A 22,899-nucleotide genomic window follows, 5' to 3' on the forward strand; every position below is an offset into this window, starting at 1 on the left:
GCTTCTCAACTGAAGGGATGCTGCGGACTGTCGACGGGACTGAGCCCGTGCCGACGCAACAGCTCACCATAGCCGCGCACCAGAAACCCGCCACTGCGCACCTGCCATTGTTCACGTCGCGCGCGATAAACCTGCGGCAAATAGAACCACGGCAAACCCGGCAGATCGTGATGCACCAGGTGCAGGTTCAGGTTCAGGAACAACCAGCGCCAAGGCCAGGCAGCCTCGTTGAGCACGGTGCGTTTTTGTGATTCGCGGTGCGGACGATGTTCATAGTAGGAACGGATCGCCCCGACCGACAACGCCGGCACGCTGATCAAGAACAGGTAATGCCAGACGGGAACAGCACTGTAACCCGCGATGAAGGTCAGCATCAGCACGGTCAACGCGCCGTGGGTCAGCCACATCAACCAGGCCTGGCGATCACCGTGGCGCAAGCGCTGAAACTCTTCCTTGGCCAGCGCCAGCAACGCCAACGGCGCACCAACGGCAAAGCGCCCCAACACGGTTTTGTTCAGCCAGTGCAGGCTGCGCTCGAACACTGAACTGCCCTGCCACTGCTGCGCGCTCACATAGCGACTTTCCGGATCGCGGCCGGGTAACGTCAGGTCTTCATCGCGGTGATGCAAAAGGTGGCTGTCGCGGTACAGGGTGTACGGGTACCAGACGGCAAAAGGTGCATAGCCAAGGAGTTTGTTCAACGCGGTAAAGCGCGTCGGATGCCCATGCAACAACTCATGCTGGACCGACATCCACAGCACCACGATTGGTATCAGCAGCAGCGTGCTCAACCACAGTCCCAGCCAGGCACTGGCCAGCAGTACGCCAAACCAGGACGCGTAGACGCCGATCAACAACAGCCAGGTCGGCCATTCGCTGCGACCGGCAAACGTTCGGCGCAGGGTTTCAATTTCTTCACGCAGGTTTTGATCAAGGTAATAGGACATGGCTCGGCTCAGAACAGGACAAGCCAACAGACAAATGTCGGCCTTATCCCCTTCTGTGCAACGAAGCAGGGAAATCTTGCAGATCGATGGCTGATTTACCTGGAAGTGAACACTTGAGAATGAACGCGGAGCCCGATTGCCGGGCTCCGTCAAAGCGGGCTCAGTGCCCGAACACACCGACCTTTTTGGCCTTCTTGTCAGCGCGTTTTTCAACGGCTGTCTTGGTCGGTTTCTTTTTCGCCGCTTTCTTCGAATCCATGCCTTTGCTCATGATGCACGCTCCACCAACTGGGAATATGAGATCAGGTATACACCTATCTCGCAGCGTTGGTTCTTTTATAATAGGCGCATTTTTCGCAGTGACCCTCTCGCACATGCCCAACACCCAGTACACCCAGCTTGCCGAGCCACTGTGGCCTTTGCTGAACAAGTTTTACCGCAGTCACCAGTCATCGATGAAAGCGGTTCGCGACGCTCAACTGTGGGTAGGCAAGCGCGACGAGATCATCGCCGGGCTCTGTTTGCGGCCGATGGCGGAGGGGTTTTGGCTGACGGGGTTATTTGTCGACCCGGCCCTTCGGGGACAAGGTATTGCGGGGGCGTTGATGGCCCAGGCGCTGGTGCAGATCAAGGCGCCGGTATGGCTGTTCTGCCACCCGGACTTGCGCAGTTTTTATGAGTGCAATGGCTTCACTGCGGACCCGTTGTTGCCCTATGCACTGGCCGAGCGCCTGGCTCGCTATAAACGCAACAAGCCGATGATCGCCATGGGCCTGGAGCCGGGTAGGTAAACAGCGATCTTTTAGCGCCTTTAGTCATCAGCCGTCGGGTCGAGATCCGGGAACATCACCTCGGTAAACCCGAACTTGCGAAAGTCGGTGATCCGCGACGGGTACAACCGGCCGATCAGGTGATCGCATTCGTGCTGCACCACTCGGGCGTGAAACCCCGAGGCGATTCGCACAACCGGCTCGCCCTTGGGATCGAAGCCTTCATAACGAATGTGCTGATAACGCTCAACCGCCCCCCGCAGCCCCGGCACTGACAGGCAACCTTCGAAGCCCTCTTCCAGCGTCGGATCAAGCGGCGTAATCAACGGGTTGATCAAGATCGTCTGCGGTACGGCGTCAGCGTCCGGGTAACGTTCACTGTGCTCGAAGCCGAAGATCACCAGTTGCAGGTCGACGCCGATCTGCGGGGCAGCCAAGCCAACGCCACCGACACTTTCCATGGTCTGGAACATGTCATCGATCAACTGCCACAGTTCCGGGCTGTCGAACATTTCGGCCGGTACAGGCGGAGCGATACGCAGCAGGCGCTCATCGCCCATTTTCAGAATTTCACGGATCATCGTCAGGCTTCGTCAGTGGTCGGGTTGAGCGAGTGGTCCCGGCCCAGTCCCGAAACGTGTTGTTTTTCGTCGTGTTCACCGAAGTCCTTGGCACCAGGATGCTTGCCTTCGCTCGACATGTGATCGATCACCGCATTCATTTCCGCGCCGAGCAACAGCACCGCAGCGGAAATATAGAAGTACAGCAACAGCACGATGATCGCGCCGATACTGCCATACATGGCATTGTAGTTGGCGAAGGTTTTGACGTAGTAACCAAAACCCAGCGAAGCGATGATCCACACCACCACCGCCAGCACCGAGCCCGGTGTGATGAAGCGAAACCGCTGTTTCACATCAGGCATCACGTAGTACATCAAGGCGACCGCAACCATCAGCAAAATGACGATCACCGGCCAGCGCAGTATCGTCCACAGCGTGACGATGAACTCTTCCATGCCGATCTGTGACGCAATCCATTCCATCACTTGCGGGCCGAGCACCATCAAGGCGGCAGCGACCAGCAGCATGCCGGCGATACCCACGGTGTAGAAGACCGACAGCGGAAAGCGCTTCCAGATCGGCCGGCCTTCGACCACATCGTAGGCTGCGTTCATCGCGCTCATCATCAGCCGCACACCCGCCGAGGCGGTCCACAGGGCGATGACGATACCCACCGAGAGCAATCCACCCTTGGATTGCTGGAGCTGGTCGATCACCGGGTTCACTTGTTCCAGCGCTTGCGGCGGCAATACCAGCTCTGTCTGAAGGCGCAGCCAGGAAAAGAAATCCGGCAGGTGCAGGAAACCGATCAGGGCAATCAGGAACAGAATGAAGGGAAACAGCGAGAACAGCATCTGATAGGCCAGCGCCGAGGCATACGTCGACATCTCGTCATTAATAAACTCGGTGACGGTGCGCATCATCACGCGGTGCAAGGGCAAGCCTTTCAACTCGGGGAACATCATAGCGTCTCCTTTCGCCGCAAAAAGGTTGAAGTCGGGGGCGACTCAGGGGGCCGTTTTCTACATCAAAGTAACCTACTTGGCGACTTTGGAACAATTTCGGGGGGGATTCATAACAATAAGCCACAGAAAAACGGCCATCCTCGGATGGCCGTCACACTGCACTAAAACAGGTTATCGGGTCAGATTTTATCGATGGTTTTCTTGATCGCGTCTTTAGCCTTGCCGAGCGCTTGCTGGGCTTCGCCTTTCTTCTCCTGAAGCTTGCCTTCGGCTCGCAACTTGGGATTGTCGGTGGCTTTACCCACACCTTGCTTGACGTTGCCGACCGCTTCGTTGGCCAGGCCTTTAACTTTATCGCCAGTGCTGCTCATGGTATTTCTCCTGTGAACACTCAAAGGTCAGTGACTACCTAGAGGTTGACCTGAGGACGTTGCACAGAGTTTCATTTATTTACACCCGGTCATTTCATCAGCACATGCAGGTTGGGCTTTATGTTTGCGGGCTTTGCCCCGAGAATGCGCAACGTATTCAGGCCGTGGCGCTGAAGATCCAATCCCGTAGGAACGTTATGAAACTCGATAAAAAGCAGGCCATTGCCCGCAGAAACCAGGAACTCGGCGGTGCAGTGCTTGGCGTCAACAACTGCCATTTCACCGAATTGAACCGCAACCGCAATATCTGGTGGTTTGATATCCCGGTTGCGCGCCTGGCCATTGGTCAGTACGAATGGGTTCACCTGCTGATGTACACGCCGGCCACCGACGAACTGCTGCACCTGAAAGTGCCGACGGTGTTCCTGCGCGAGAAGCTCGAAGGCCTGGTGGTGCGCAATGAAGGCAAGCGCAAGGCGGCCCTGAGCCTGGAGCTGAGCGCCGATAAGGACTCGTACCTTCAGGACATGCGCCCGGCCGGTACCAACGTCAACTTTGCGCAGTTCCGCCTCTAACAGCAAAAGATCTGAAGAAACAAAAAGCCCCGCAAATGCGGCAATGCTGTTCACTTAAGGAAGTCTGGAGGCCTGAGAAGTATCTGTGGCGAGGGAGCTTGCTCCCGCTGGACTGCGTAGCAGGCCCAATTCAGGGTCGCTTCGCGCCCCAACGGGGGCAAGCCCCAACGGGGGCAAGCCCCCTCGCCACAAAAAACGATCCAGGTATCTGAAAAAAAGCCCCGCATTTGCGGGGCTTTTGTTTTAGGCGCTGACCTTCTTCAAGCCGAGTTTCTTCAGCTCTTCGTCGCGCAGTTCGCGACGCAGGATCTTGCCGACGTTGGTGGTCGGCAGCGCATCGCGGAACTCGATGGTTCTCGGCACTTTGTAGCCGGTGACGTTGGCACGCATGTGCGTCATCACCTGCTCTTTGGTCAGGGTTACCCCCGGTTTGGCGACGATGAAAATCTTGATCGCCTCGCCCGACTTCTCGTCCGGTACACCAATGGCTGCGCATTGCAGCACACCCGGCAAGGTGGCCAGTACGTCTTCGAGCTCGTTCGGATAGACGTTGAAACCGGAGACCAGAATCATGTCTTTCTTGCGATCGACAATGCGCATGTAGCCATCAGGCTGGATCAACGCGATATCACCGGTCTTCAACCAGCCTTCGCTGTCGAGGATTTCATCGGTGGCTTCCTGGCGCTGCCAGTAGCCCTTCATCACTTGCGGACCTTTCACGCACAGTTCGCCGATTTCGCCCAACGGCTGTTCAACGCCGGCGTCATCGATGACTTTGCACAGGGTCGACGGAACCGGAATACCGATCGTGCCTATCTGAATGTTCTGGTTTGGATTGACGGTGGCCACTGGGCTGGTTTCGGTCATGCCGTAACCTTCGCAGATGGCGCAACCGGTGACGGCTTTCCAACGCTCGGCAGCGGCCAGTTGCAGGGCCATGCCACCGGACAGGGTGATTTTCAGGCCTGAGAAATCCAGCTTGCGGAACGCTTCGTTGTTACACAGCGCCACGAACAAGGTGTTCAGGCCGACGAAACCGCTGAACTTCCACTTCGACAGTTCCTTGACCATCGCCGGCAGGTCGCGCGGGTTGCTGATCAGGATGTTGTGGTTGCCAATCAGCATCATCGCCATGCAATGAAAGGTGAAGGCATAGATGTGGTACAGCGGCAACGGCGTGATGAGGATTTCGCAACCTTCATTCAGGTTGGAACCCATCAGCGCCCGGCACTGCATCATGTTCGCCACCAGGTTGCGGTGGGTCAGCATTGCACCCTTGGCCACGCCGGTAGTGCCGCCGGTGTATTGCAGCACGGCAACGTCGCTGCTGGCCGGGTTGGCTTCGGTCACGGGCTGGCCGTGGCCTTTGCTCAACACGTCATTGAACTTGACGGCCTTGGGCAGGTGATAGGCCGGGACCATCTTCTTCACGTACTTGATGACGCTGTTGATCAGCAAGCGCTTGAGCGGTGGCAGCAGGTCGGCCACTTCGGTGACGATGACGTGCTTGACGCCTGTCTTGGGCACCACGGCCTCGGCCAGGTGCGCCATGTTTGCCAGGCACACAAGCGCTTTGGCGCCGGAATCGTTGAATTGGTGTTCCATTTCCCGCGCGGTGTACAGCGGGTTGGTGTTAACCACGATCAAGCCGGCGCGGATAGCACCAAACACGGCGATCGGGTATTGCAACAGGTTTGGCAGTTGTACGGCGATTCGATCGCCCGGCTGCAAATCGGTATGCTGTTGCAGGTAAGCGGCAAAAGCACCGGACAATTCGTACAGCTCACCGTAGGTGAGTGTCTTGCCGAGGTTACTAAAGGCCGGTTTGTTGGCGAAGCGTTGGCAGGATTGCTTTAACACTGCCTGAATATTCGGATACTCGTCTGGATTGATCTCGGCAGCAATTCCAGCTGGGTACTTATCCTTCCAAAAGTCTTCGATCATGGAAGCCCACTCCTCAGCAACGCGAATTCTTCACCGCATTTTGCGATTATTATTGGTGTCTTTTTGTTGGTGAATCTGGCCTTTACCTAGGCCGAGAAGTCACAAAGCGCGCCGAGAGTAGCAGCTTTGCCAAGGCCCTACTAGAGCCAAAAGAAGCCCCTACAGTCACTTTAATGACTCAAGACCTGCAAATGGTCTGTTTTAGAGCAAAAAATCTATACCCCCTTGAAACGCCCTGAAATTGGCGTTTTACCCCGCTGAAAAGCATCGCGGGCAAGCCTTGCTCCTACGGATTTGTGTCGTGCCACAATTGGCTGATCGACACTAAACCTGTAGGAGCAAGGCTTGCCCGCGATCGTGCGAAGCGCGGTCTTTAACGATTACGCGATATCGCGCAGCTCCCGTCGCAGGATCTTGCCCACAGGCGTCATCGGCAGCGACTCGCGCAGCACGATGTGCTTGGGCACCTTGTAGGCGGTGAAGTTTTCCTTGCAGTAGGCCTTCAGCTCTTCAAGGCTGATCCCCGCTTCACGCGCTACCACGAAGAGCTTCACCGCTTCCCCGGAACGTTCGTCCGGCACACCGATCACCGCGCAGTTGGCGACTTTCGGGTGCGCCATGACCACATCCTCGATTTCGTTCGGGTAAACGTTGAAACCCGAAACGATGATCATGTCTTTCTTGCGATCGACAATCCGTACGAATCCGTCCGGGTCGATCACCGCGATGTCGCCGGACTTGAACCAGCCGTTGGCATCCAGCACTTCGGCAGTGGCTTCGGGTTTCTGCCAGTAGCCTTTCATGATTTGCGGGCCCTTGATGCACAGCTCGCCGCGCTCGCCCAGGGGCTGTTCGACACCGTCATCATTGATGACTTTCAACGTGGTACCCGGCACCGGCAGGCCGACCGTGCCAATACGCGACTTGTCGCCATACGGATTGGTGCAGGCCACTGGCGAGGTTTCGGTCAAGCCGTAGCCTTCGGTGATCCGGCAACCGGTTATCTGCTCCCAGCGTTCGGCGGTGGCCTTGACCAGTGCGGTGCCGCCGGAGTTGGTGAGTTTGAGGCTCGAGAAGTCCAGGGTCTTGAAGTCCGGATGATCCATCAACGCGACGAACAGCGTGTTGAGCCCCAGCAGCGCCGAGAACCGCCAGTTTTTCAGTTCTTTGATGAAACCGGCGATGTCCCGTGGATTGGTGATCAACACGTTGTGGTTGCCGGTCACCATCATGCACATGCAGTTCGCCGTGAAGGCATAGATGTGGTACAGCGGCAGCGGCGCGATCATCACTTCCTGACCTTCACGCAACAGCGGTTTGCCATCGCTGCCGAACTGGCCAAGACAGGCGCGGGCCTGCTGCATGTTGGCGACCAGATTGCCGTGGGTCAGCATCGCACCCTTGGCCAGCCCGGTAGTGCCGCCGGTGTATTGCAGCACGGCGACATCATCGAGGCTGACGTTCAGCGGCTTGATGCTTTGACCTCGGCCCAGGCGCAGCGCGCTCTTGAAGTAAATCGCCTGCGGCAGGTCGTAGGTCGGGACCATCTTCTTGACCTTGTCGACCACGGTGTTGATCAGCCAGCCCTTGGCGGTCGGCATCAGGTCGCCCATCTTCGCTTCGATCAGGTACTGAATCTCGGTGTCGGGCAGTACTTCCTGGACCTTCTGCCCGAACATGTTCAGGTACACCAGCGCCCGGGCACCGGAGTCCTTGAACTGGTGACGCATCTCACGCGCGGTGTACAGCGGGTTGGTGTTGACCACAATCAGCCCGGCTCGCAACGCGCCGAACACGGCAATCGGGTAATGCAGGACATTGGGCATCTGCACCGCGATGCGATCACCGGGCAACAGGTCGGTCTGTGTTTGCAGGTAGCCAGCGAACGCCGCGCTGTAGCGCTCAAGCTCGGCATAGGTGAGCGTCACACCCATGTTGCTGAACGCCGGACGGTCAGCGAATTTCTTGCAGGAACGCTCGAACACCTCGATCACCGACTTGTAGGCACCCGGTTCGATATCATTGGGTACGCCGGCCGGGCGTTTGTCATTCCAGAAATCAGGTTGCATTGTACTTGTCCTCTTTACCTGAGCGAATCCGGGCCGCTCTCTGTGACGCTGAAAAGCGGGGCTTCTGGGACACTAGCAGCTATGGTGATTCAGGCAAATATACGCACCAGCTTCATTGACAGTGTGAATCTTGCTGCTGAGGGACACCCACATCGCACGCCCTGCGGTTGATGAGCTATACAATGCAACGACGCCGCACCTAAACAAAACCGTGCAAAGGAATCGCCATGATCCACGACACTTTCTGGTTGACCGCGAGCGATCACAGTCGACTTTTCGTCAACCAGTGGTTGCCTGAAGGCCCGCTGAAGGCGGTGGTTCTGCTGTCCCACGGTATGGCTGAACACAGCGGTCGTTATGCGCGGCTGGCGCAGGTTTTATGTGCCGAGGGTTACGGCGTCTATGCGCTGGACCAGCGCGGTCATGGCAAAACCGCCGAATACGGCCTGCTCGGGCATTTCGCCGATCAGGACGGCTGGTGCAAAGTGGTCGGTGATCTGGCCAGCCTCAATCAGCACATCGGTCAGCACCATCCGGGCGTACCGATCGTACTGCTCGGTCACAGCATGGGCAGCTACATCGCCCAGGCGTACCTGCTGCATCACAGCGCCAGCCTGCACGCTGCCGTGCTCAGTGGCTCGAACTTCCAGCCCGTCGCGCTTTACCGAGTAGCGCGCCTGATTGCGCGTTTCGAACGCTGGCGCCAGGGGCCTACCGGTCGCAGTGCACTGATCGAGTGGTTGTCGTTCGGTTCATTCAACAAGCCCTTCAAGCCTCATCGCACTCGGTTCGACTGGCTCAGCCGCGACCCTGACGAAGTCGACAAGTACGTCCACGACCCGCTCTGCGGCTACCGTTGTACCAATCAGCTGTGGATCGACCTGCTCGGCGGCTTGCAGCAAATCAGCAAAGCGTCCAATCTCGCGGAGATCGATCCGGGCCTGCCGTTGTTGGTGATCGGAGGTGAATGTGATCCGGTGAGCGAAGGCAAACGTCTCAAGGCTCTGGCCGACGCACTGCGCGGCGCCGGCAACCAGTGCATGCAGCTGAATATCTACCCGCAAGCCCGGCACGAACTGTTCAACGAGAGCAACCGCGATGAAGTGACCGCGGACCTGCTCAAATGGCTGGCTGAGGCATTGAGCCATCGCCGGCCACCCCGAACCGAATAATGTTTGGTTATTACACTTAACTCGTCACAGGATTCAAGACATATGACCCAGGTTACCAATACCCCGTACGAAGCCCTTGAAGTCGGCCAGACCGCCAGCTACAGCAAGACCGTCGAGGAACGCGATATTCAGCTGTTCGCGGCGATGTCCGGAGACCACAACCCGGTGCACCTGGACCCCGAGTTTGCGGCAGCGAGCATGTTCAAGGAACGCATCGCCCACGGCATGTTCAGCGGTGCGCTGATCAGCGCCGCCGTCGCCTGCGAACTGCCTGGACCTGGGACTATCTATATCGGTCAACAAATGAGTTTTCAGAAGCCGGTAAAAATCGGCGACACCCTGACCGTACGCCTGGAAATTCTCGAGAAACTGCCGAAATTCCGCGTGCGCATCGCCACTCGGGTATTCAACCAGCGCGATGAGTTGGTCGTGGACGGCGAGGCCGAAATTCTGGCGCCGCGCAAGCAACAGACCGTGACCTTGCCGACACTGCCCGCGATCAGCATTGGCTGATGCCCATATATGATCGCTCCCACGCTCGCGTGGGAACGATCCTCTGATCCAGGCGTTTTTAACCGACTTACGACCGGGCACGAGCCTGATAACACAAGGCTTTGACCTGATCGTGGTTGCGTTGCGCCCCGTGATACTGACGCTCGATCAGATCACGAATCCCCAGCAGATTGTCTTCGTTGATCTTCTCGAGCGCTGCTTTGTAAGCCTTCAGGGCATGGTCCTCGCCACGCTTGGCTTCGTTGAGCACCACTTCTTCGCTCTTTCCAGTGACCAATGATTTAACGCCGACCCAACGACGATGCCTATCACCGCCGACATGGGTTCTGGTCTCGGGATCGCCACCCATCGAACGCACGGTATGTTGAAGTTCGGCAGCGGCGCTGGCGCACTCGGCAGCGCGTTTGACAAACAGCGCCTTGAGTTCAGGATGCTTGATGTCCTGGGCACAGGTCTTGAAACCCTCCTGACCGTCCTTGCTGATCTCGATCAGGTCGCTCAGGACTGAAATCACTTCTTTATTGATATCAGTCATTTTTCAATTCCTCGCAGACCAAGAGGGATACCTAAAACACTGCATCTCGTGTGCCAGTCCTTGAGTGATTTTTTTATCTTATATTTCAATAATTTAAATTTTCACCAAGTATCTGCACCCGAGTTATTTGCATGATCTGTCAATTGGCCTGCATGCAGAATGCCTGTATTTTCCAAACTGTTTGAATCAAGACGAGCGATCGATGAATCCCGAAAAGCTTGAACTGCTGGTCACCCGCGAAATGCCCTTTGGCAAATACAAGGGGCGCATCATTGCCGACCTGCCCGGCCAATACCTGAACTGGTTCGCCCGCGAGGGTTTCCCCCACGGTGAACTGGGTGGCTTGCTGGCCCTGATGCAAGAAATAGATCACAACGGCCTGTCCGACTTGCTCGACCCGCTGCGCGCCAAACATGGCAAACCCAAACCACGCCACTGAACCACTGAACGAGTCGCCCCCATGCCCGAAAACACGCGCCGTGCCCTTGATGAAGCTTTTTGGCAGACGTTCGCCGACCGCTACGAAGTCCAGCCAGGTCCGATCAATCTGGAGAATGGTTACTTCGGCCGCATGTCGCGTACCGTAGTCGAGGAGTACCAACGCAACATCGAGCTCATCAACCGCAGCAACTCGGTGCATGTGCGCCAGCGTTTCGAAAAACTCGAAAGCCTGAAAATACGCGGGCAACTGGCCGAGCTCTTGCAGGTGCCCGCCGAAGCGGTAGCCCGGACACGCAACGCCTCGGACGCGCTGCAATCGCTGATTCGCAACTACAACGGCTTGCAACCGGGCGATCAGGTGCTGTTGTGCGATCTGGAATACGACACGGTCAAAAGTGCGATGCGCTGGCTGGCTCGCTATCGCGGTGTCGAAGTGATCGAGATCGAGCATGCTCATCCCGCCAGCTTCGAGACGTTGGTGGCGACCTACCGCGAGGCGTTCGTGCGTTATCCACGACTCAAGCTGATGGCGCTGACCCACGTCACCCATCGCACCGGCCTGGTGATGCCGGTCAAGGCGATTGCCGCGGCGGCCAAAGAGCACGGAATCGACGTGATCCTCGACGGCGCCCACGCGCTCGGCCAGATTGAATTCAACCTTGATGACCTGGGCATCTCCTTTGCCGGCTACAACCTGCACAAATGGATCGGCGCACCGTTGACCCTGGGGTTCATCTACATCGCACCACAACGTCTGGCCGATATCGATCCAGACATGGACGAGTTTCACTTCCCGCCCACCGACATCCGCTCGCGCACGCCTTACAGCACGCCAAACATTCCGGCGTTACTGACCTTGCCGCTGGTGTTCGAAGAACATCGCTCCATCGGTGGCGCAGCCGCCAAGGGTGCACGGCTTAACTACCTGCGCAATTTGTGGGTCAAGGCTGTTCGCGATGTGCAGGGCATTGAAGTCATGACCCCGGATGATCCGCGCCTGTATTGCGGCATCACCTCGATGCGCTTCACCCGGCATGCCGACCAGCAAGCGATGGTCGAGCGCCTGCTCAACGACTACAACCTGTTCACCGTGACCCGCAGCGGTTCGGCGTGCGGCAGCTGTATTCGCATCACACCGGGCCTGACCAACACCTCACAGGAAATGCAGCTGCTGGCTCAGGCCCTGATCGAGCTGAGTTGAGGTGATGAACACCGAGGCTGGTGTTCACACGGTATAGATGTCGAAGTCTTCGGGCTTGATCTGCGCAGACATCGCACGCTTGTCGATACCAATGGTCAACTGCCCGAAATAACCGTCTTCCCAGGAATCACGGGCAATGGTGTGGATTTTCAGGATCGAGTCTTCCCCATGCATTTGGGTAAAAAGCTCATCCTGATCGTTGCGCAACGGTGAGACGCCTCGCCCGGTATAGTCTTTGGCGCTCAGTACCGAACGCGATGTCACCTCGGGAAGGTACAGTTGACCGACCCAGGCAACATGCCGCGCCTCCAGGTGATTGCTGCCGGTTACGATTCGAACGGCAACGTGGATGTGCACGCTGCGCCCCGCATAAAACCCCGGATAAATCGTGGTAAACCTGACGGCGCCTTTGCGATCGGTGAATTGCCCACCGCGCAAATAAGTGTCGTCATCGGTACGTGGAACCGAGCCGATATCGCCGACATCGACCTCTTTATCCGGATTGATCTTGCTCCAGCCTGAATAGGCCCCTCGCGCATTGCACTGCCAGATATCCACCAGGGCATCCGTCACCGGTTCGCAGGTGCTGACGTCGACAAGGCTCAGTTTGAGCAGCAAGGGAATGCCACTGGCGCCTTCACTGATGTTCCTTCGGATCAACCTGGGGTTCCTGAAGTACGGGCCGGCAATCTGCTCGGGAGCCAATAAACAGACCGGCCCGGTTGCCTTGGTTGTTGCGTGTTCTTCCATGAGTCGCTTCCTCCATAAGTTGCTCGAAGGATAAACAGATCTGCGGGGTGGGTTGCGGTAACTATGTATGCCGCTATAGACGTTCCAACTCCCCGTAGCAGCTGTCGAGCCCGCGAGGCAGCGTTAGAGGCGGACCGCGTTCGGGCGAAGTCCTCGCAAATCCTGCGAATGCGGTTTGCATGGAAGAACGCGCCGCCTGAATTTACGACCGCTGCGCGGCCGAACGCTGCCTCGCGGGCTCGACAGCTGCTACAGGGCCGCCGCTTTTCCACAGGCAAAAAAAAACGGCGCACTGACCAAGTGCGCCGTAAAGCCGTAGAACACAACTACAACGATTCTGCGTAAAAAACAGCCGGTAAAACCAATCAGTCCAGCAGAGCCAGCGCCTCGGCGGTGCACTCCTGGATACGTGCCCAGTCGCCGTTCTTGATCCACTCCGGATCAAGCATCCAGCTACCGCCGACGCACATCACGTTTTTCAGTGCCATGTAACTCTTGATATTGGCGGGGCCAACACCACCAGTCGGGCAGAAACGTACTTCGCCGAACGGGCCGCCAAGGGCCTTGATCGCCGCCACGCCACCGCTGACTTCCGCCGGGAACAGCTTGAAGCGGCGATAGCCCAGGGCGTAGCCCTCCATGATCCCGGAGGCGTTGCTGATGCCTGGCAACAGCGGAATCGGGCTGGCAACGCTGGCTTCCAGCAGGTCGCGGGTAATACCCGGAGTAACGATGAACTGCGAACCGGCAGCTTCAGCGGCAGCCAGCATGTTGCGATCGAGCACGGTGCCGGCACCGGTGACCAGCTCTGGACGCTGCTCACGCAATACCTGGATGGCCTTGAGGCCGAACTGCGAACGCAGGGTGACCTCCAGGGCCGTCAATCCACCTGCGGCAAGGGCATCGGCCAGTGGCAGAATGTCTTGTTCGCGGGCAATGGTGATCACCGGCAGAATCCGCGCCTTGACGCAGAGGCTGTCGATCAGGGCAACTTTGTCCGCCATGGAAACGGTCGGTTGAGTGTTTGTCATAGCGGCTGATCCTTGGTTCATGGGCACCAGTAAATCTCTAACGTGGGTTGCAGAAACGCGCGAATCGGCATTGCGGCGACATCGTCACCGGCCAGTGCGGCACTCAGGGTGGTCAACTTGGACTGACCGGAAATCGATAGCACGGTGAACTTCGCCGACGCCAGCAGCGCACGACTCATGGTCAGGCGCTGATGCGGCACGGTCGGCGCCAGCATCGGCCAGCATCGGCGCGTGCCGTCGGCTCGCAAGGCTTCGACCAGGTTCGGGCTGTTGGGGAACAGCGAGGCCGTGTGGCCGTCGTCGCCCATCCCCAACACCAGCACGTCGATTGCCGGTAACTCGGCGAGCAAGCGATCGGCCTGCTCGGCAGCCTGTTCAAGGTTGGCGGTGGCGCTGTAGAGGCTGAGGAACTTCGCCTTGGCTGCCGGGCCCTGCAACAAGTAACGCTTGAGCAGACCGGCATTGCTGTCGGCGTGCTCTACCGGTACCCAGCGCTCGTCGGCCAGGGTCACCACGACCTTGGACCAGTCCAGCGTCTGCTTGGCCAGATGCTGGAAAAACGCCACCGGGCTGCGTCCGCCGGAGACCACCAGCGTCGCGGCGCCTCGGGCATCAATAGCGTCGCTGAGTTGCTTGGCCACCTTCAGTGCCAGGCCTTCGGCCAGCAACACCGGGCTGCGAAACTCATGAGCGCTGACGCCCTGAGGCAGTTTGAATTCAGATATCGCCATACCACGACCTCCCGTCCCGCGTGATCAGTGCAATGGAACTCATCGGTCCCCAGGAGCCCGCCGCGTACGGCTTGGGCGCATCACCGGACTTCTTCCACCCGGCAATCAGCTGGTCACACCACTTCCACGCGGCTTCGATTTCATCTTTACGGACAAACAGGTTCTGATTGCCGCGCATCACTTCCAGCAACAACCGTTCGTAGGCATCGGGAATCCGCGCGCTGCGATAGGTATCGGAAAAATTCAGCTGCAACGGACCGCTGCGCAGCTGCATGCCCTTGTCCAGGCCCTGTTCTTTGGTCATCACGCGCAAGGAAATACCTTCGTCCGGTTGCAGGCGGATGATCAGCTTGTTGCTGATCTGCAAGCGCTGCTCGGGAGCGAAGATGTAGTGCGACGGTTCCTTGAAGTGGATGACGATCTGCGACAGTTTCTGCGGCATGCGTTTACCGGTACGCAGGTAAAACGGCACGCCTGCCCAACGCCAGTTGCGGATGTCGGCACGCAGGGCGACGAAGGTTTCGGTGTCGCTCTGGGTGTTGGAGTTCTCCTCCTCCAGGTAACCCGGCACCGACTTGCCTTCGCTGTGACCGGCGATGTACTGGCCGCGCACCACCTGGGTGGTCAGGCCTTCCGGACTGATCGGCGCCAGCGCCTTGAGCACTTTGACTTTCTCGTCACGGATGCTGTCGGCCGAAAGATCCGCTGGCGGGTCCATGGCGATCAGGCACAGCAACTGCAACAGGTGGTTCTGAATCATGTCGCGCAGTTGGCCAGCCTTGTCGAAGTAGCCCCAACGGCCCTCGATCCCGACTTTCTCGGCGACGGTGATTTCCACGTGGGAAATGTAGTTCTGGTTCCACTGGGTTTCGAACAGGCTGTTGGCGAAACGCAGGGCGATCAGGTTCTGGACCGTCTCTTTGCCCAGGTAGTGGTCGATACGGTAAGTGCGGTTTTCCGGGAAGTACCGCGCCACTGCGTCGTTGACCTTGCGCGACGACTCGAGGTCCGAACCGATTGGCTTTTCCAGCACCACACGGGTGTTTTCGGCCAGGCCGACCTTCGCCAGGTTCTCGCAAATCGCGCCGTACACCGCAGCGGGCGTCGCGAAGTAGGCAATCATCCGCTGCGTCGAACCGGCCAGCTCGGCCAAGGCGACGTAGTCGTCAGGCTGGAGGAAGTCGACATGCAGGTACGTCAGGCGTGCCAGGAAGCGCTCGACCACCGCTTCGTCGAGTTCCTTGGCATCAACGTAATGGCGCAGTTCACGGGCAATAAATGCCAGATGCTCTTGCTCGCTGCCTGGTTCACGGGCCAGTGCGATAATGCGCGTGTCCTCGTGCAGCAGGCCAGCGCCATCCAGTTGGTACAAAGCAGGAAACAGCTTGCGAAGGGCCAGATCGCCCAAGGCGCCGAACAAGGCAAAGGTGCACGGTTCAACCGTTATCGAAGGCATGATGTTTGTTCTTTTATCAAGTTAAGCTACAAATACCTTTTTTTAAGGCATCGCTCAAGGAAAAATGTAGTAATAACCACAACATTTTTCCAAAATACAGATTCCGAGTGGTGGTCGGTCGGGGCCATCAGTAGGATAGGCCACCATTATGGGCCGCTTCACAGGCCCAATCTGCATAGCCGACCTAAGGAACATAAATGGACCGCGTGCGAAATTTACTGGAACAAATCCAGAATCGCCTTGCAGACCTGAACAAGGCCGAACGCAAGGTCGCCGAAGTGATCCTGCTCAACCCGCAGCAGGCCACTCGCTTCAGTATTGCCGCCCTCGCCCAGGCCGCCTCGGTCAGCGAGCCGACGGTCAACCGTTTCTGCCGTTCGTTCGGTGTCAGCGGCTACCCGGAACTCAAACTGCAACTGGCCCAAAGCCTGGCCAGCGGCGCGGCCTATGTCAGCCGCGCCGTGGAAGCCGACGACAACCCTGAAGCCTACACCCAGAAAATCTTTGGCAGCGCCATCGCCTCACTGGACAGCGCCTGCCAGGCACTGGACCCGAACCTGATCAGCCGCGCCGTGGATTTGTTGATCCAGGCCCGGCAGATCCACTTCTTCGGCCTCGGTGCGTCAGCCCCGGTGGCGCTGGATGCACAGCACAAGTTCTTCCGCTTCAACCTGGCGGTCACCGCCCATGCCGACGTGCTGATGCAGCGGATGATTGCCTCGGTGGCCCACACGGGCGAACTGTTCGTGATCATCTCCTACACCGGACGCACCCGCGAACTGGTCGAGGTGGCGCGAATTGCCCGTGAGAACGGTGCCTCGGTGCTGGGCCTGACGGCCGAGGGTTCGCCACTGGCCAAGGCCAGCACCTTGAGCCTGAACATCCCGCTGCCGGAAGACACCGACATCTACATGCCGATGACGTCGCGAATCATCCAGCTGACCGTGCTCGACGTGCTCGCCACCGGCATGACCCTGCGCCGCGGCGTCGACTTCCAGCCGCACCTGCGCAAGATCAAGGAAAGCCTCAACGCCAGCCGGTATCCGATCGGGGATGAGTTCAGCTGACGTCTGTCCAAGCCAGTGCCCACTTGTGGCGAGGGGGCTTGCCCCCGCCGGCCGGTCCGCGCTCGGGCGCAGCAGTCGTAAACCGGTAGATACGGTTTACCTGAACTACCGAGTTGGCTGGTTTTGGGGCTGCTTTGCAGCCCAACGGGGCGGTGCGGCGTTCCGACAAGCCCCCTCGCCACAGGGTTTGTGTGCCACCTCTACCCTCCCATCCGCGCCTGCAAACTCAAATGCGCCCGCTCCCCCGGTGCCAGGCTCAGGCTATCGGTGCCTCCGCAGGCTGCCTCTACGCAGACAAACTCCGAGACCTCATTCCAGCTCACTCCCAGCAGCGGCCGTGACCCGGGATGCCAGACCACGGTGTCAGCGCTGTCACCGGTATCGATGCACAACTGGCGCTGCCAGGCGTGGTCCTTGAGCTGTAACTCGCCCTCATGCTGGAACACCCGCTGACAGCCACCTTCCACCCGCAACTCGCCCTTTTGCTCGCAGAACTCGCGCTTGAGCTGGTCATAACCTTGCGCGCCATCGAGTCCAGACAGCGCTATCTCAGCAACGTCGCCAATACGCCAATAGGCGTGCAATGCATGGCTCAACTGGCACGGCAGGCTGTCCTGATGCTCAGTGCTCAGGCGTAAATCCATACGCTCGCCCAAGTGCGCATGCAGGTCCACCTGCCAGTCACACAACTGCAATTGCCAATGCAGGCGCACGCCGTCGTCATCGGTGCTGCTGTCGATCAGCTTCCAGTCGATCAGCCGTGCCCAACCATGGGACGGCCAGGCATTTTCGCTGGGATGACGGCCAAACCACGGCCAGCACACCGGTACGCCACCGCGAATCGCGCCGACCTGCGGCCACTTCGCCGCGCACCAGAGCCAGGGCTTCTGGCCCGTGGGCTGGAAATGCAGCAACTGCGCGCCCTGACGACTGAACACCGCCTGACACAGCGGATGGTCGATCACCAGCACCTCACGCTGCTGATAGCGCTCCCAGGCAAACACCGGGCGCTCGCGCAGGGATTTGAAGAAGCGTTGTAGCGGATGCTCAAGCATGTGCCGCGGTCCTGAAAATCATGGATGTACTCATCACCATTGTCACAACAGCGCTTTTGTGGCGAGGGAGCTTGCTCCCGCTGGGCTGCGAAGCGGCCCCAAAACCAGTCATCGCGCTGCTTCAGCTAAACCACATTTAGCGGATTTACGACTGCTGCGCCCGAGCGCGGACCGGCCGGCGGGAGCAAGCTCCCTCACCACAGAAAACCGTCGTGTGCGGCGCCCCAAAAAAAAGCGGACAGCCTTGGCCGTCCGCAAAAATGCGCACATGGAGAGGAGCTTATCGCAGCTGCGTTAGAACACCGACTGAATTTTCAAACCGGCGACCAGCGCGTTGTCGACTTCATCAACACCGCCCGGGTGAGTGATGTATTGCAGGTTAGGACGCACAGTCAGCCAGTTGGTAACGTGGAAACCGTAGTTGATCTCGTAGTTGTACTCGGTGGAACGCAGTGGCGAGAACAGCGGATTGTCGTAGTCGCTGACACCATTGGCGGCGTTGACCAACTCGGCATTTTTCTTCACGTCATCGTTGACATGGATACGGGCAAAACCGATCCCGACGTCATCTTTTGGACGTGCGTCGAATGGGCCCTTGTACACAAACATCAGCGACTGATAGTTGTCGACGAGGTTGGTGTCCTTGTCGTGGAAAGTGGCGTTGGCCGCGACGTTCAGACCGCGAGAAGCATCACCGTTGTGGGTGGTGAGTTGTTGCTGCGCCACAAACCAGTAGCCGTGCTTGCTGTCGTGGCTACGGAAGGCCTTGCCTGTGGTCGCTGCATCATCGCCATTGTCGTCTTTACGGACGTCATTGGCGTCGGCAGTGCTCTTGTAGTAACCCACGCGGTATTCGCCCGGCAGGTTGTTGACCTTCGGCGACCAGACCAGTTCGACCGGCAAGACGGTGCCTTTGGTACCACTGCCACTGAGCTTGAAGCCGTTACCGTGTTCCAGTTGCGATGGATTCTGGTTGTATGCGCCGATCTGCGCATAGAACTCAGGCGTGATGTTGTACTTCACGCGAACCGCCGCCTGCATGACTGGCCAGTTGAACCAGATACCGGTCGCCCAGTTACCCGCCTGGGAACCGCAGAACGCCAGGTTCTGGAACTCGCAAGGGAAGGTGTTGAAGTCTTCGCCTTCACCGAAGTAACCGGCTTTGACGTCCAGTTTACCGTCGAGGAACTGGTGCTGGACCCACAATTGGGTCAGACGGACCATATGGCCACGGCCGTAGACTTCCTGGGAGGAACTCAAGGTGCCGGCACGCGGGTCGCCGACACGGTCATTGGAAATGTTCTGACCGTTACGGTTGGTGAGCTGGATCTTGGCCTGGGTGTTGTCCCAGCCCCACAGTTTTTGCAGGTCCAGCGCCACGCCCAGACCAAACTGGTCGGCGTAACGTGCGGTCTTGTCGTGGTTGTAGCCGCCATGGAGGTTGGCGCCCACTTCACCGACGTAATCCGCCTTGATGTCGATACCTTGGTCGATCAGCTTGGTCCGCTCGCCCCCCCAGTCACCCGTCATCCACTTGGAGTCGGCGCTGAATGCATCAGCTGCGTGTACGTTACCGGCCATGATCAGCACCGCAACAGCCGACAATTGGCAGATAAGCTGAGCGTTGTTCTTCTTTTTCATCCCTACATCCTCGTCTTTATTGTTATTAACTGTTTTTATCTAACGCGGTTTACAGCGGTTGCGACGGATGTCCCCATCCGCCGCGAATCCCCCACAACTTGATCTTCAGCGCCCTTTGAACTGAGCGACGTTGTCGCTGTGAGTCCCGGTTTTCGCTTGACCGGCCGTCCCCAGGCGTTCGCCCGTCTTGGCATCGAACAGCAGCACTTTCGATGGGTCGAATTGCAAGGTCAGGGTCTCGCCCACGGCCGGCGCAACATCCGGCGCCAGACGGCAGCAGACTTTGGTTTCGTTCAAATTGACGAACACCAACGTATCGGGACCGGTCGGCTCGGTAACCTGGACTTCGGCGCGAATGGTCGGCAAACCATTGGCCTCGCCGTTCGCCAGGACAATTTGCTCCGGGCGCATGCCGAGGATCACTTCGCGGTCCTCAAGACCGGCGTCCTGCATGCCCAGCGGCAGCTCGCAACGCGCCTGGCCGCTGTCGAGCAACGCCAACAGACGGCCGTCCTTGCGCTGCAAACGCAGTGGGATGAAGTTCATTGGGGGCGAGCCGATGAAGCTGGCAACGAAGAGGTTGGCCGGATCGTTGTAGATCTGCTTCGGCGTGCCGAACTGCTGGATGATCCCGTCCTTCATCACCGCCACTTTGTCGCCCAGAGTCATGGCTTCGATCTGGTCGTGAGTCACGTAGACCGTGGTGGTTTTCAGGCGTTGGTGCATCAGTTTCATTTCGGTGCGCATCTCGACCCGCAGCTTGGCGTCGAGGTTGGACAACGGTTCGTCGAACAGATAAATCTTCGGCCGCCGCGCCAGCGCACGGCCCATGGCCACGCGCTGTTGCTGACCACCAGAGAGCTGGCCGGGCTTGCGGCTGAGCAGGTGTTCGATTTGCAGCAGCTTGGCGACCCGCGCCACTTCTTCGTCGATTTCAGCCGCCGGCATTTTGCGGATCTTCAGGCCGAAGGCGATGTTGTCGCGCACGCTCATGGTCGGGTACAGCGCGTAGGACTGGAACACCATGGCGATGTCGCGATCCTTGGGGCTCATGCCGCTGATGTCAGCGTCATCCACCAGAATCGCCCCGCCACTGATGTTTTCAAGGCCCGCGATGCAGTTCATCAAGGTCGACTTGCCGCAACCGGACGGGCCGACGAGGATCAGGAATTCACCGTCATCGATCTTCAGTTCGATGTTTTTCAGGGTGTCCGGCAAGCCGCTGCCGTAGGTTTTGTTGACGTTGCGTAATTCGAGAGTTGCCATGTTCTACCCCTTGACCGCGCCGGACGTCAGCCCACGCAGGAAATACTTGCCAGCGAATATGTAGACCAGCAGTGTCGGCAGCCCGGCGATCATCGCCGCCGCCATATCAACGTTGTATTCCTTGACCCCGGTGCTGGTGTTGACCAGGTTGTTCAGGGCCACGGTGATTGGCTGGGCATCGCCACTGGCGAAGACCACACCGAACAGGAAGTCATTCCAGATCTGGGTGAACTGCCAGATCAGGCAGACCATCACGATCGGAATCGACATCGGCAGCAGGATCTTCCCGAAGATCGTGAAGAAGCCCGCACCATCCAGCCGCGCCGCCTTGACCAGCGCATCCGGAATGCTCACGTAGTAGTTACGGAAGAACAGCGTGGTGAACGCCAGCCCGTAGACGATGTGCACCAGCACCAGCCCTGTGGTGGTGTTGGCCAGGCCGAGTTTGCCGACGGTGAACGAGGCTGGCAGCAGCACGGTCTGGAACGGCAGGAAGCAGCCGAACAACAGCAGGCCGAAGAACAACTGCGAACCACGGAAGCGCCACATCGACAGCACGTAGCCGTTCATTGCACCGATGAAGGTCGAGATCAGCACCGCCGGCACGGTAATTTTCACCGAGTTCCAGAAGTAGCCACCTACCACGTCCCAAGCCTTGATCCAGCCAATGCCATCAATCACTTGCGGCCAGCTCAAGAGGTTGCCGGTGCGGATGTCTTCCGGGGATTTGAAGCTGGTCAGCAACATCACCACCAGCGGAATCAGATACACCGCAGCGGCCAGCAACAAGGTCGCGTAGATCGCAATGCGGCTAAAGCTCAAGGCTGGTTTGCCAAGTTGATTACTCATGGCGTTTGCCTCGCAGTTCGGAGTACAGGTACGGCACCAGAATCGCCAGGATCGCGCCGAGCATCATCATCGCGCTCGCCGAACCGATGCCCATCTGGCCACGGCTGAAGGTGAAGGAGTACATGAACATTGCCGGCAAGTCGGAGGAATAACCCGGACCGCCCGCGGTCATCGCCGCCACCAGGTCGAAGCTCTTGATCGCGATGTGCGCGAGGATCATGAAGGCGCTGAAAAACACCGGACGCAGGCTTGGCAGGACGATCTTCAAATAGATGGTCGGCAGGCTCGCACCGTCGACTTGAGCGGCACGGATGATCGACTGATCGACACCGCGCAGGCCGGCCAAAAACATCGCCATCACAAACCCGGAGGCTTGCCATACGGCAGCGATCACCAGGCAGTAAACCACGCGATCCTGATCCACCAGCCAGTCCAGGCGAAAGCCTTCCCAGCCCCAGTCACGCAGCATCTTGTCCAGGCCCAGGCCTGGGTTGAGCAGCCATTTCCAGGCAGTACCGGTGACGATCATCGACAGCGCCATCGGGTACAGGTAGATGGTGCGGATGAAGCCTTCCTTGCGAATGCGCTGATCGAGCAGCACCGCCAGAAACACCCCGAGCACCAGGCTGATACCGATGAACATGCCGCCGAAGACCGCGAGGTTCTTGCTCGCGACCCACCAGCGGTCGTTCTCCATCAACCGGACGTATTGCTGCAGGCCGACCCACTTGTAGCTCGGCATGAAGCTGGAGTTGGTGAAGGACAAAACGAATGTCCAGATGATGTAACCGTAAAAGCCAACCAGGACGATCAGCATGCTCGGCGCCAAAACCAGTTTGGGAAGCCAGCGCTGCAGTGCGTCGAACGGTGAGGCTTTGCTGAAAACCGCCACAGAGCTCATCGGGATAATCCAGTTGAAGAAGTGAAATCCGGACCGAGCGCCCCCACAACACGAGCCATGGCCCGTGCAGGGAGACGAAGATCTGG

General features: G+C 58.5%; 23 protein-coding genes. 7 read left to right on the forward strand and 16 right to left on the reverse strand.

Annotated features, from left to right (window positions below; all coding sequences use genetic code 11):
• Nucleotides 1–5: 5 nt before the first annotated feature.
• Nucleotides 6–947, reverse strand: coding sequence for a fatty acid desaturase (locus AC3WK5_RS08670; protein ID WP_103314982.1), 942 nt, complete (start codon nucleotides 945–947; stop codon nucleotides 6–8).
• A gap of 374 nt (nucleotides 948–1,321) precedes the next feature.
• Between AC3WK5_RS08670 and AC3WK5_RS08675 the strand changes: the two genes are divergently transcribed.
• A complete protein-coding gene (locus tag AC3WK5_RS08675) occupies nucleotides 1,322–1,738 on the forward strand; it encodes a GNAT family N-acetyltransferase (RefSeq protein ID WP_054593667.1) in 417 nt (138 codons plus the stop codon).
• Nucleotides 1,739–1,758: 20 nt separating this feature from the next.
• Here the strand turns inward: AC3WK5_RS08675 and def are convergent, their stop codons facing one another.
• The 3 genes from def to AC3WK5_RS08690 form a co-directional block, all read right to left on the reverse strand.
• Entirely contained in the window at nucleotides 1,759–2,298 is a 540-nt protein-coding gene (gene def, locus AC3WK5_RS08680; protein WP_054593668.1) for a peptide deformylase, read from the reverse strand.
• A gap of 2 nt (nucleotides 2,299–2,300) precedes the next feature.
• Nucleotides 2,301–3,245: a YihY/virulence factor BrkB family protein gene (locus AC3WK5_RS08685; protein ID WP_103314983.1), complete on the reverse strand. Its 945-nt coding sequence runs from the start codon at nucleotides 3,243–3,245 to the stop codon at nucleotides 2,301–2,303.
• A gap of 179 nt (nucleotides 3,246–3,424) precedes the next feature.
• Nucleotides 3,425–3,616 (reverse strand): CsbD family protein, encoded by a 192-nt coding sequence (locus AC3WK5_RS08690; RefSeq protein ID WP_054593670.1) that lies wholly within the window; start codon nucleotides 3,614–3,616, stop codon nucleotides 3,425–3,427.
• Nucleotides 3,617–3,813: 197 nt separating this feature from the next.
• On the opposite strand from AC3WK5_RS08690, the gene AC3WK5_RS08695 reads away from it, so the two are divergent.
• The gene (locus tag AC3WK5_RS08695; protein WP_054593671.1) at nucleotides 3,814–4,191 is read left to right on the forward strand and encodes a hypothetical protein; all 378 of its coding nucleotides are present in this window, start codon (nucleotides 3,814–3,816) and stop codon (nucleotides 4,189–4,191) included.
• A 243-nt stretch (nucleotides 4,192–4,434) separates the two neighbouring features.
• Here the strand turns inward: AC3WK5_RS08695 and fadD1 are convergent, their stop codons facing one another.
• Together fadD1 and fadD2 are read right to left on the reverse strand one after the other, a co-directional pair.
• On the reverse strand, nucleotides 4,435–6,135 hold the full coding sequence (fadD1, locus tag AC3WK5_RS08700; protein WP_103314984.1) for a long-chain-fatty-acid--CoA ligase FadD1: 1,701 nt from the start codon (nucleotides 6,133–6,135) through the stop codon (nucleotides 4,435–4,437).
• Nucleotides 6,136–6,515: 380 nt separating this feature from the next.
• Entirely contained in the window at nucleotides 6,516–8,204 is a 1,689-nt protein-coding gene (fadD2, locus tag AC3WK5_RS08705; RefSeq protein ID WP_103314985.1) for a long-chain-fatty-acid--CoA ligase FadD2, read from the reverse strand.
• A gap of 227 nt (nucleotides 8,205–8,431) precedes the next feature.
• On the opposite strand from fadD2, the gene AC3WK5_RS08710 reads away from it, so the two are divergent.
• Both AC3WK5_RS08710 and AC3WK5_RS08715 read left to right on the forward strand, forming a co-directional pair.
• The gene (locus tag AC3WK5_RS08710; protein WP_103314986.1) at nucleotides 8,432–9,376 is read left to right on the forward strand and encodes an alpha/beta hydrolase; all 945 of its coding nucleotides are present in this window, start codon (nucleotides 8,432–8,434) and stop codon (nucleotides 9,374–9,376) included.
• A 42-nt stretch (nucleotides 9,377–9,418) separates the two neighbouring features.
• Nucleotides 9,419–9,889, forward strand: coding sequence for a MaoC family dehydratase (locus tag AC3WK5_RS08715; protein ID WP_054593675.1), 471 nt, complete (start codon nucleotides 9,419–9,421; stop codon nucleotides 9,887–9,889).
• 67 nt (nucleotides 9,890–9,956) lie between these two features.
• On the opposite strand, the gene AC3WK5_RS08720 is transcribed toward AC3WK5_RS08715, so the two are convergent.
• On the reverse strand, nucleotides 9,957–10,424 hold the full coding sequence (locus AC3WK5_RS08720) for a PA2169 family four-helix-bundle protein (RefSeq protein ID WP_103314987.1): 468 nt from the start codon (nucleotides 10,422–10,424) through the stop codon (nucleotides 9,957–9,959).
• A 202-nt stretch (nucleotides 10,425–10,626) separates the two neighbouring features.
• Here AC3WK5_RS08720 and AC3WK5_RS08725 point away from each other — a divergent pair, with 202 nt between their 5' ends.
• Both AC3WK5_RS08725 and AC3WK5_RS08730 read left to right on the forward strand, forming a co-directional pair.
• On the forward strand, nucleotides 10,627–10,863 hold the full coding sequence (locus AC3WK5_RS08725) for a DUF3820 family protein (RefSeq protein ID WP_019693207.1): 237 nt from the start codon (nucleotides 10,627–10,629) through the stop codon (nucleotides 10,861–10,863).
• 21 nt (nucleotides 10,864–10,884) lie between these two features.
• Nucleotides 10,885–12,066, forward strand: a complete 1,182-nt coding sequence (locus tag AC3WK5_RS08730; RefSeq protein WP_103314988.1) for an aminotransferase class V-fold PLP-dependent enzyme — start codon at nucleotides 10,885–10,887, stop codon at nucleotides 12,064–12,066.
• A 24-nt stretch (nucleotides 12,067–12,090) separates the two neighbouring features.
• On the opposite strand, the gene AC3WK5_RS08735 is transcribed toward AC3WK5_RS08730, so the two are convergent.
• The 4 genes from AC3WK5_RS08735 to zwf form a co-directional block, all read right to left on the reverse strand.
• Nucleotides 12,091–12,816: an intradiol ring-cleavage dioxygenase gene (locus AC3WK5_RS08735; protein WP_103314989.1), complete on the reverse strand. Its 726-nt coding sequence runs from the start codon at nucleotides 12,814–12,816 to the stop codon at nucleotides 12,091–12,093.
• 365 nt (nucleotides 12,817–13,181) lie between these two features.
• Nucleotides 13,182–13,847 (reverse strand): bifunctional 4-hydroxy-2-oxoglutarate aldolase/2-dehydro-3-deoxy-phosphogluconate aldolase, encoded by a 666-nt coding sequence (locus AC3WK5_RS08740; protein WP_024264889.1) that lies wholly within the window; start codon nucleotides 13,845–13,847, stop codon nucleotides 13,182–13,184.
• Between the two features lie 17 nt (nucleotides 13,848–13,864).
• Nucleotides 13,865–14,578, reverse strand: coding sequence for a 6-phosphogluconolactonase (gene pgl / locus AC3WK5_RS08745; RefSeq protein WP_103314990.1), 714 nt, complete (start codon nucleotides 14,576–14,578; stop codon nucleotides 13,865–13,867).
• Nucleotides 14,565–16,034, reverse strand: a complete 1,470-nt coding sequence (gene zwf / locus AC3WK5_RS08750) for a glucose-6-phosphate dehydrogenase (protein WP_054593680.1) — start codon at nucleotides 16,032–16,034, stop codon at nucleotides 14,565–14,567. The genes pgl and zwf overlap by 14 nt, the downstream gene beginning before the upstream one ends.
• A gap of 206 nt (nucleotides 16,035–16,240) precedes the next feature.
• Here zwf and AC3WK5_RS08755 point away from each other — a divergent pair, with 206 nt between their 5' ends.
• Nucleotides 16,241–17,101, forward strand: coding sequence for a MurR/RpiR family transcriptional regulator (locus AC3WK5_RS08755; RefSeq protein ID WP_173859948.1), 861 nt, complete (start codon nucleotides 16,241–16,243; stop codon nucleotides 17,099–17,101).
• Between the two features lie 200 nt (nucleotides 17,102–17,301).
• On the opposite strand, the gene AC3WK5_RS08760 is transcribed toward AC3WK5_RS08755, so the two are convergent.
• From AC3WK5_RS08760 to AC3WK5_RS08780, 5 genes are all read right to left on the reverse strand, one after another.
• The gene (locus tag AC3WK5_RS08760) at nucleotides 17,302–18,156 is read right to left on the reverse strand and encodes a D-hexose-6-phosphate mutarotase (protein ID WP_054593681.1); all 855 of its coding nucleotides are present in this window, start codon (nucleotides 18,154–18,156) and stop codon (nucleotides 17,302–17,304) included.
• A gap of 294 nt (nucleotides 18,157–18,450) precedes the next feature.
• On the reverse strand, nucleotides 18,451–19,797 hold the full coding sequence (locus AC3WK5_RS08765; RefSeq protein ID WP_103314991.1) for a carbohydrate porin: 1,347 nt from the start codon (nucleotides 19,795–19,797) through the stop codon (nucleotides 18,451–18,453).
• Nucleotides 19,798–19,902: 105 nt separating this feature from the next.
• On the reverse strand, nucleotides 19,903–21,063 hold the full coding sequence (locus AC3WK5_RS08770; protein WP_019693216.1) for an ABC transporter ATP-binding protein: 1,161 nt from the start codon (nucleotides 21,061–21,063) through the stop codon (nucleotides 19,903–19,905).
• A gap of 3 nt (nucleotides 21,064–21,066) precedes the next feature.
• Nucleotides 21,067–21,912 carry a carbohydrate ABC transporter permease gene (locus AC3WK5_RS08775; protein WP_054593683.1) on the reverse strand — a complete coding sequence of 282 codons (846 nt, stop codon included), beginning with the start codon at nucleotides 21,910–21,912 and terminating at the stop codon, nucleotides 21,067–21,069.
• On the reverse strand, nucleotides 21,905–22,813 hold the full coding sequence (locus tag AC3WK5_RS08780; protein ID WP_019693218.1) for a carbohydrate ABC transporter permease: 909 nt from the start codon (nucleotides 22,811–22,813) through the stop codon (nucleotides 21,905–21,907). Before AC3WK5_RS08780 ends, AC3WK5_RS08775 begins: the two co-directional genes overlap by 8 nt.
• Nucleotides 22,814–22,899: the final 86 nt, after the last annotated feature.

Source organism: Pseudomonas sp. FW306-02-D09B, from assembly GCF_058782685.1.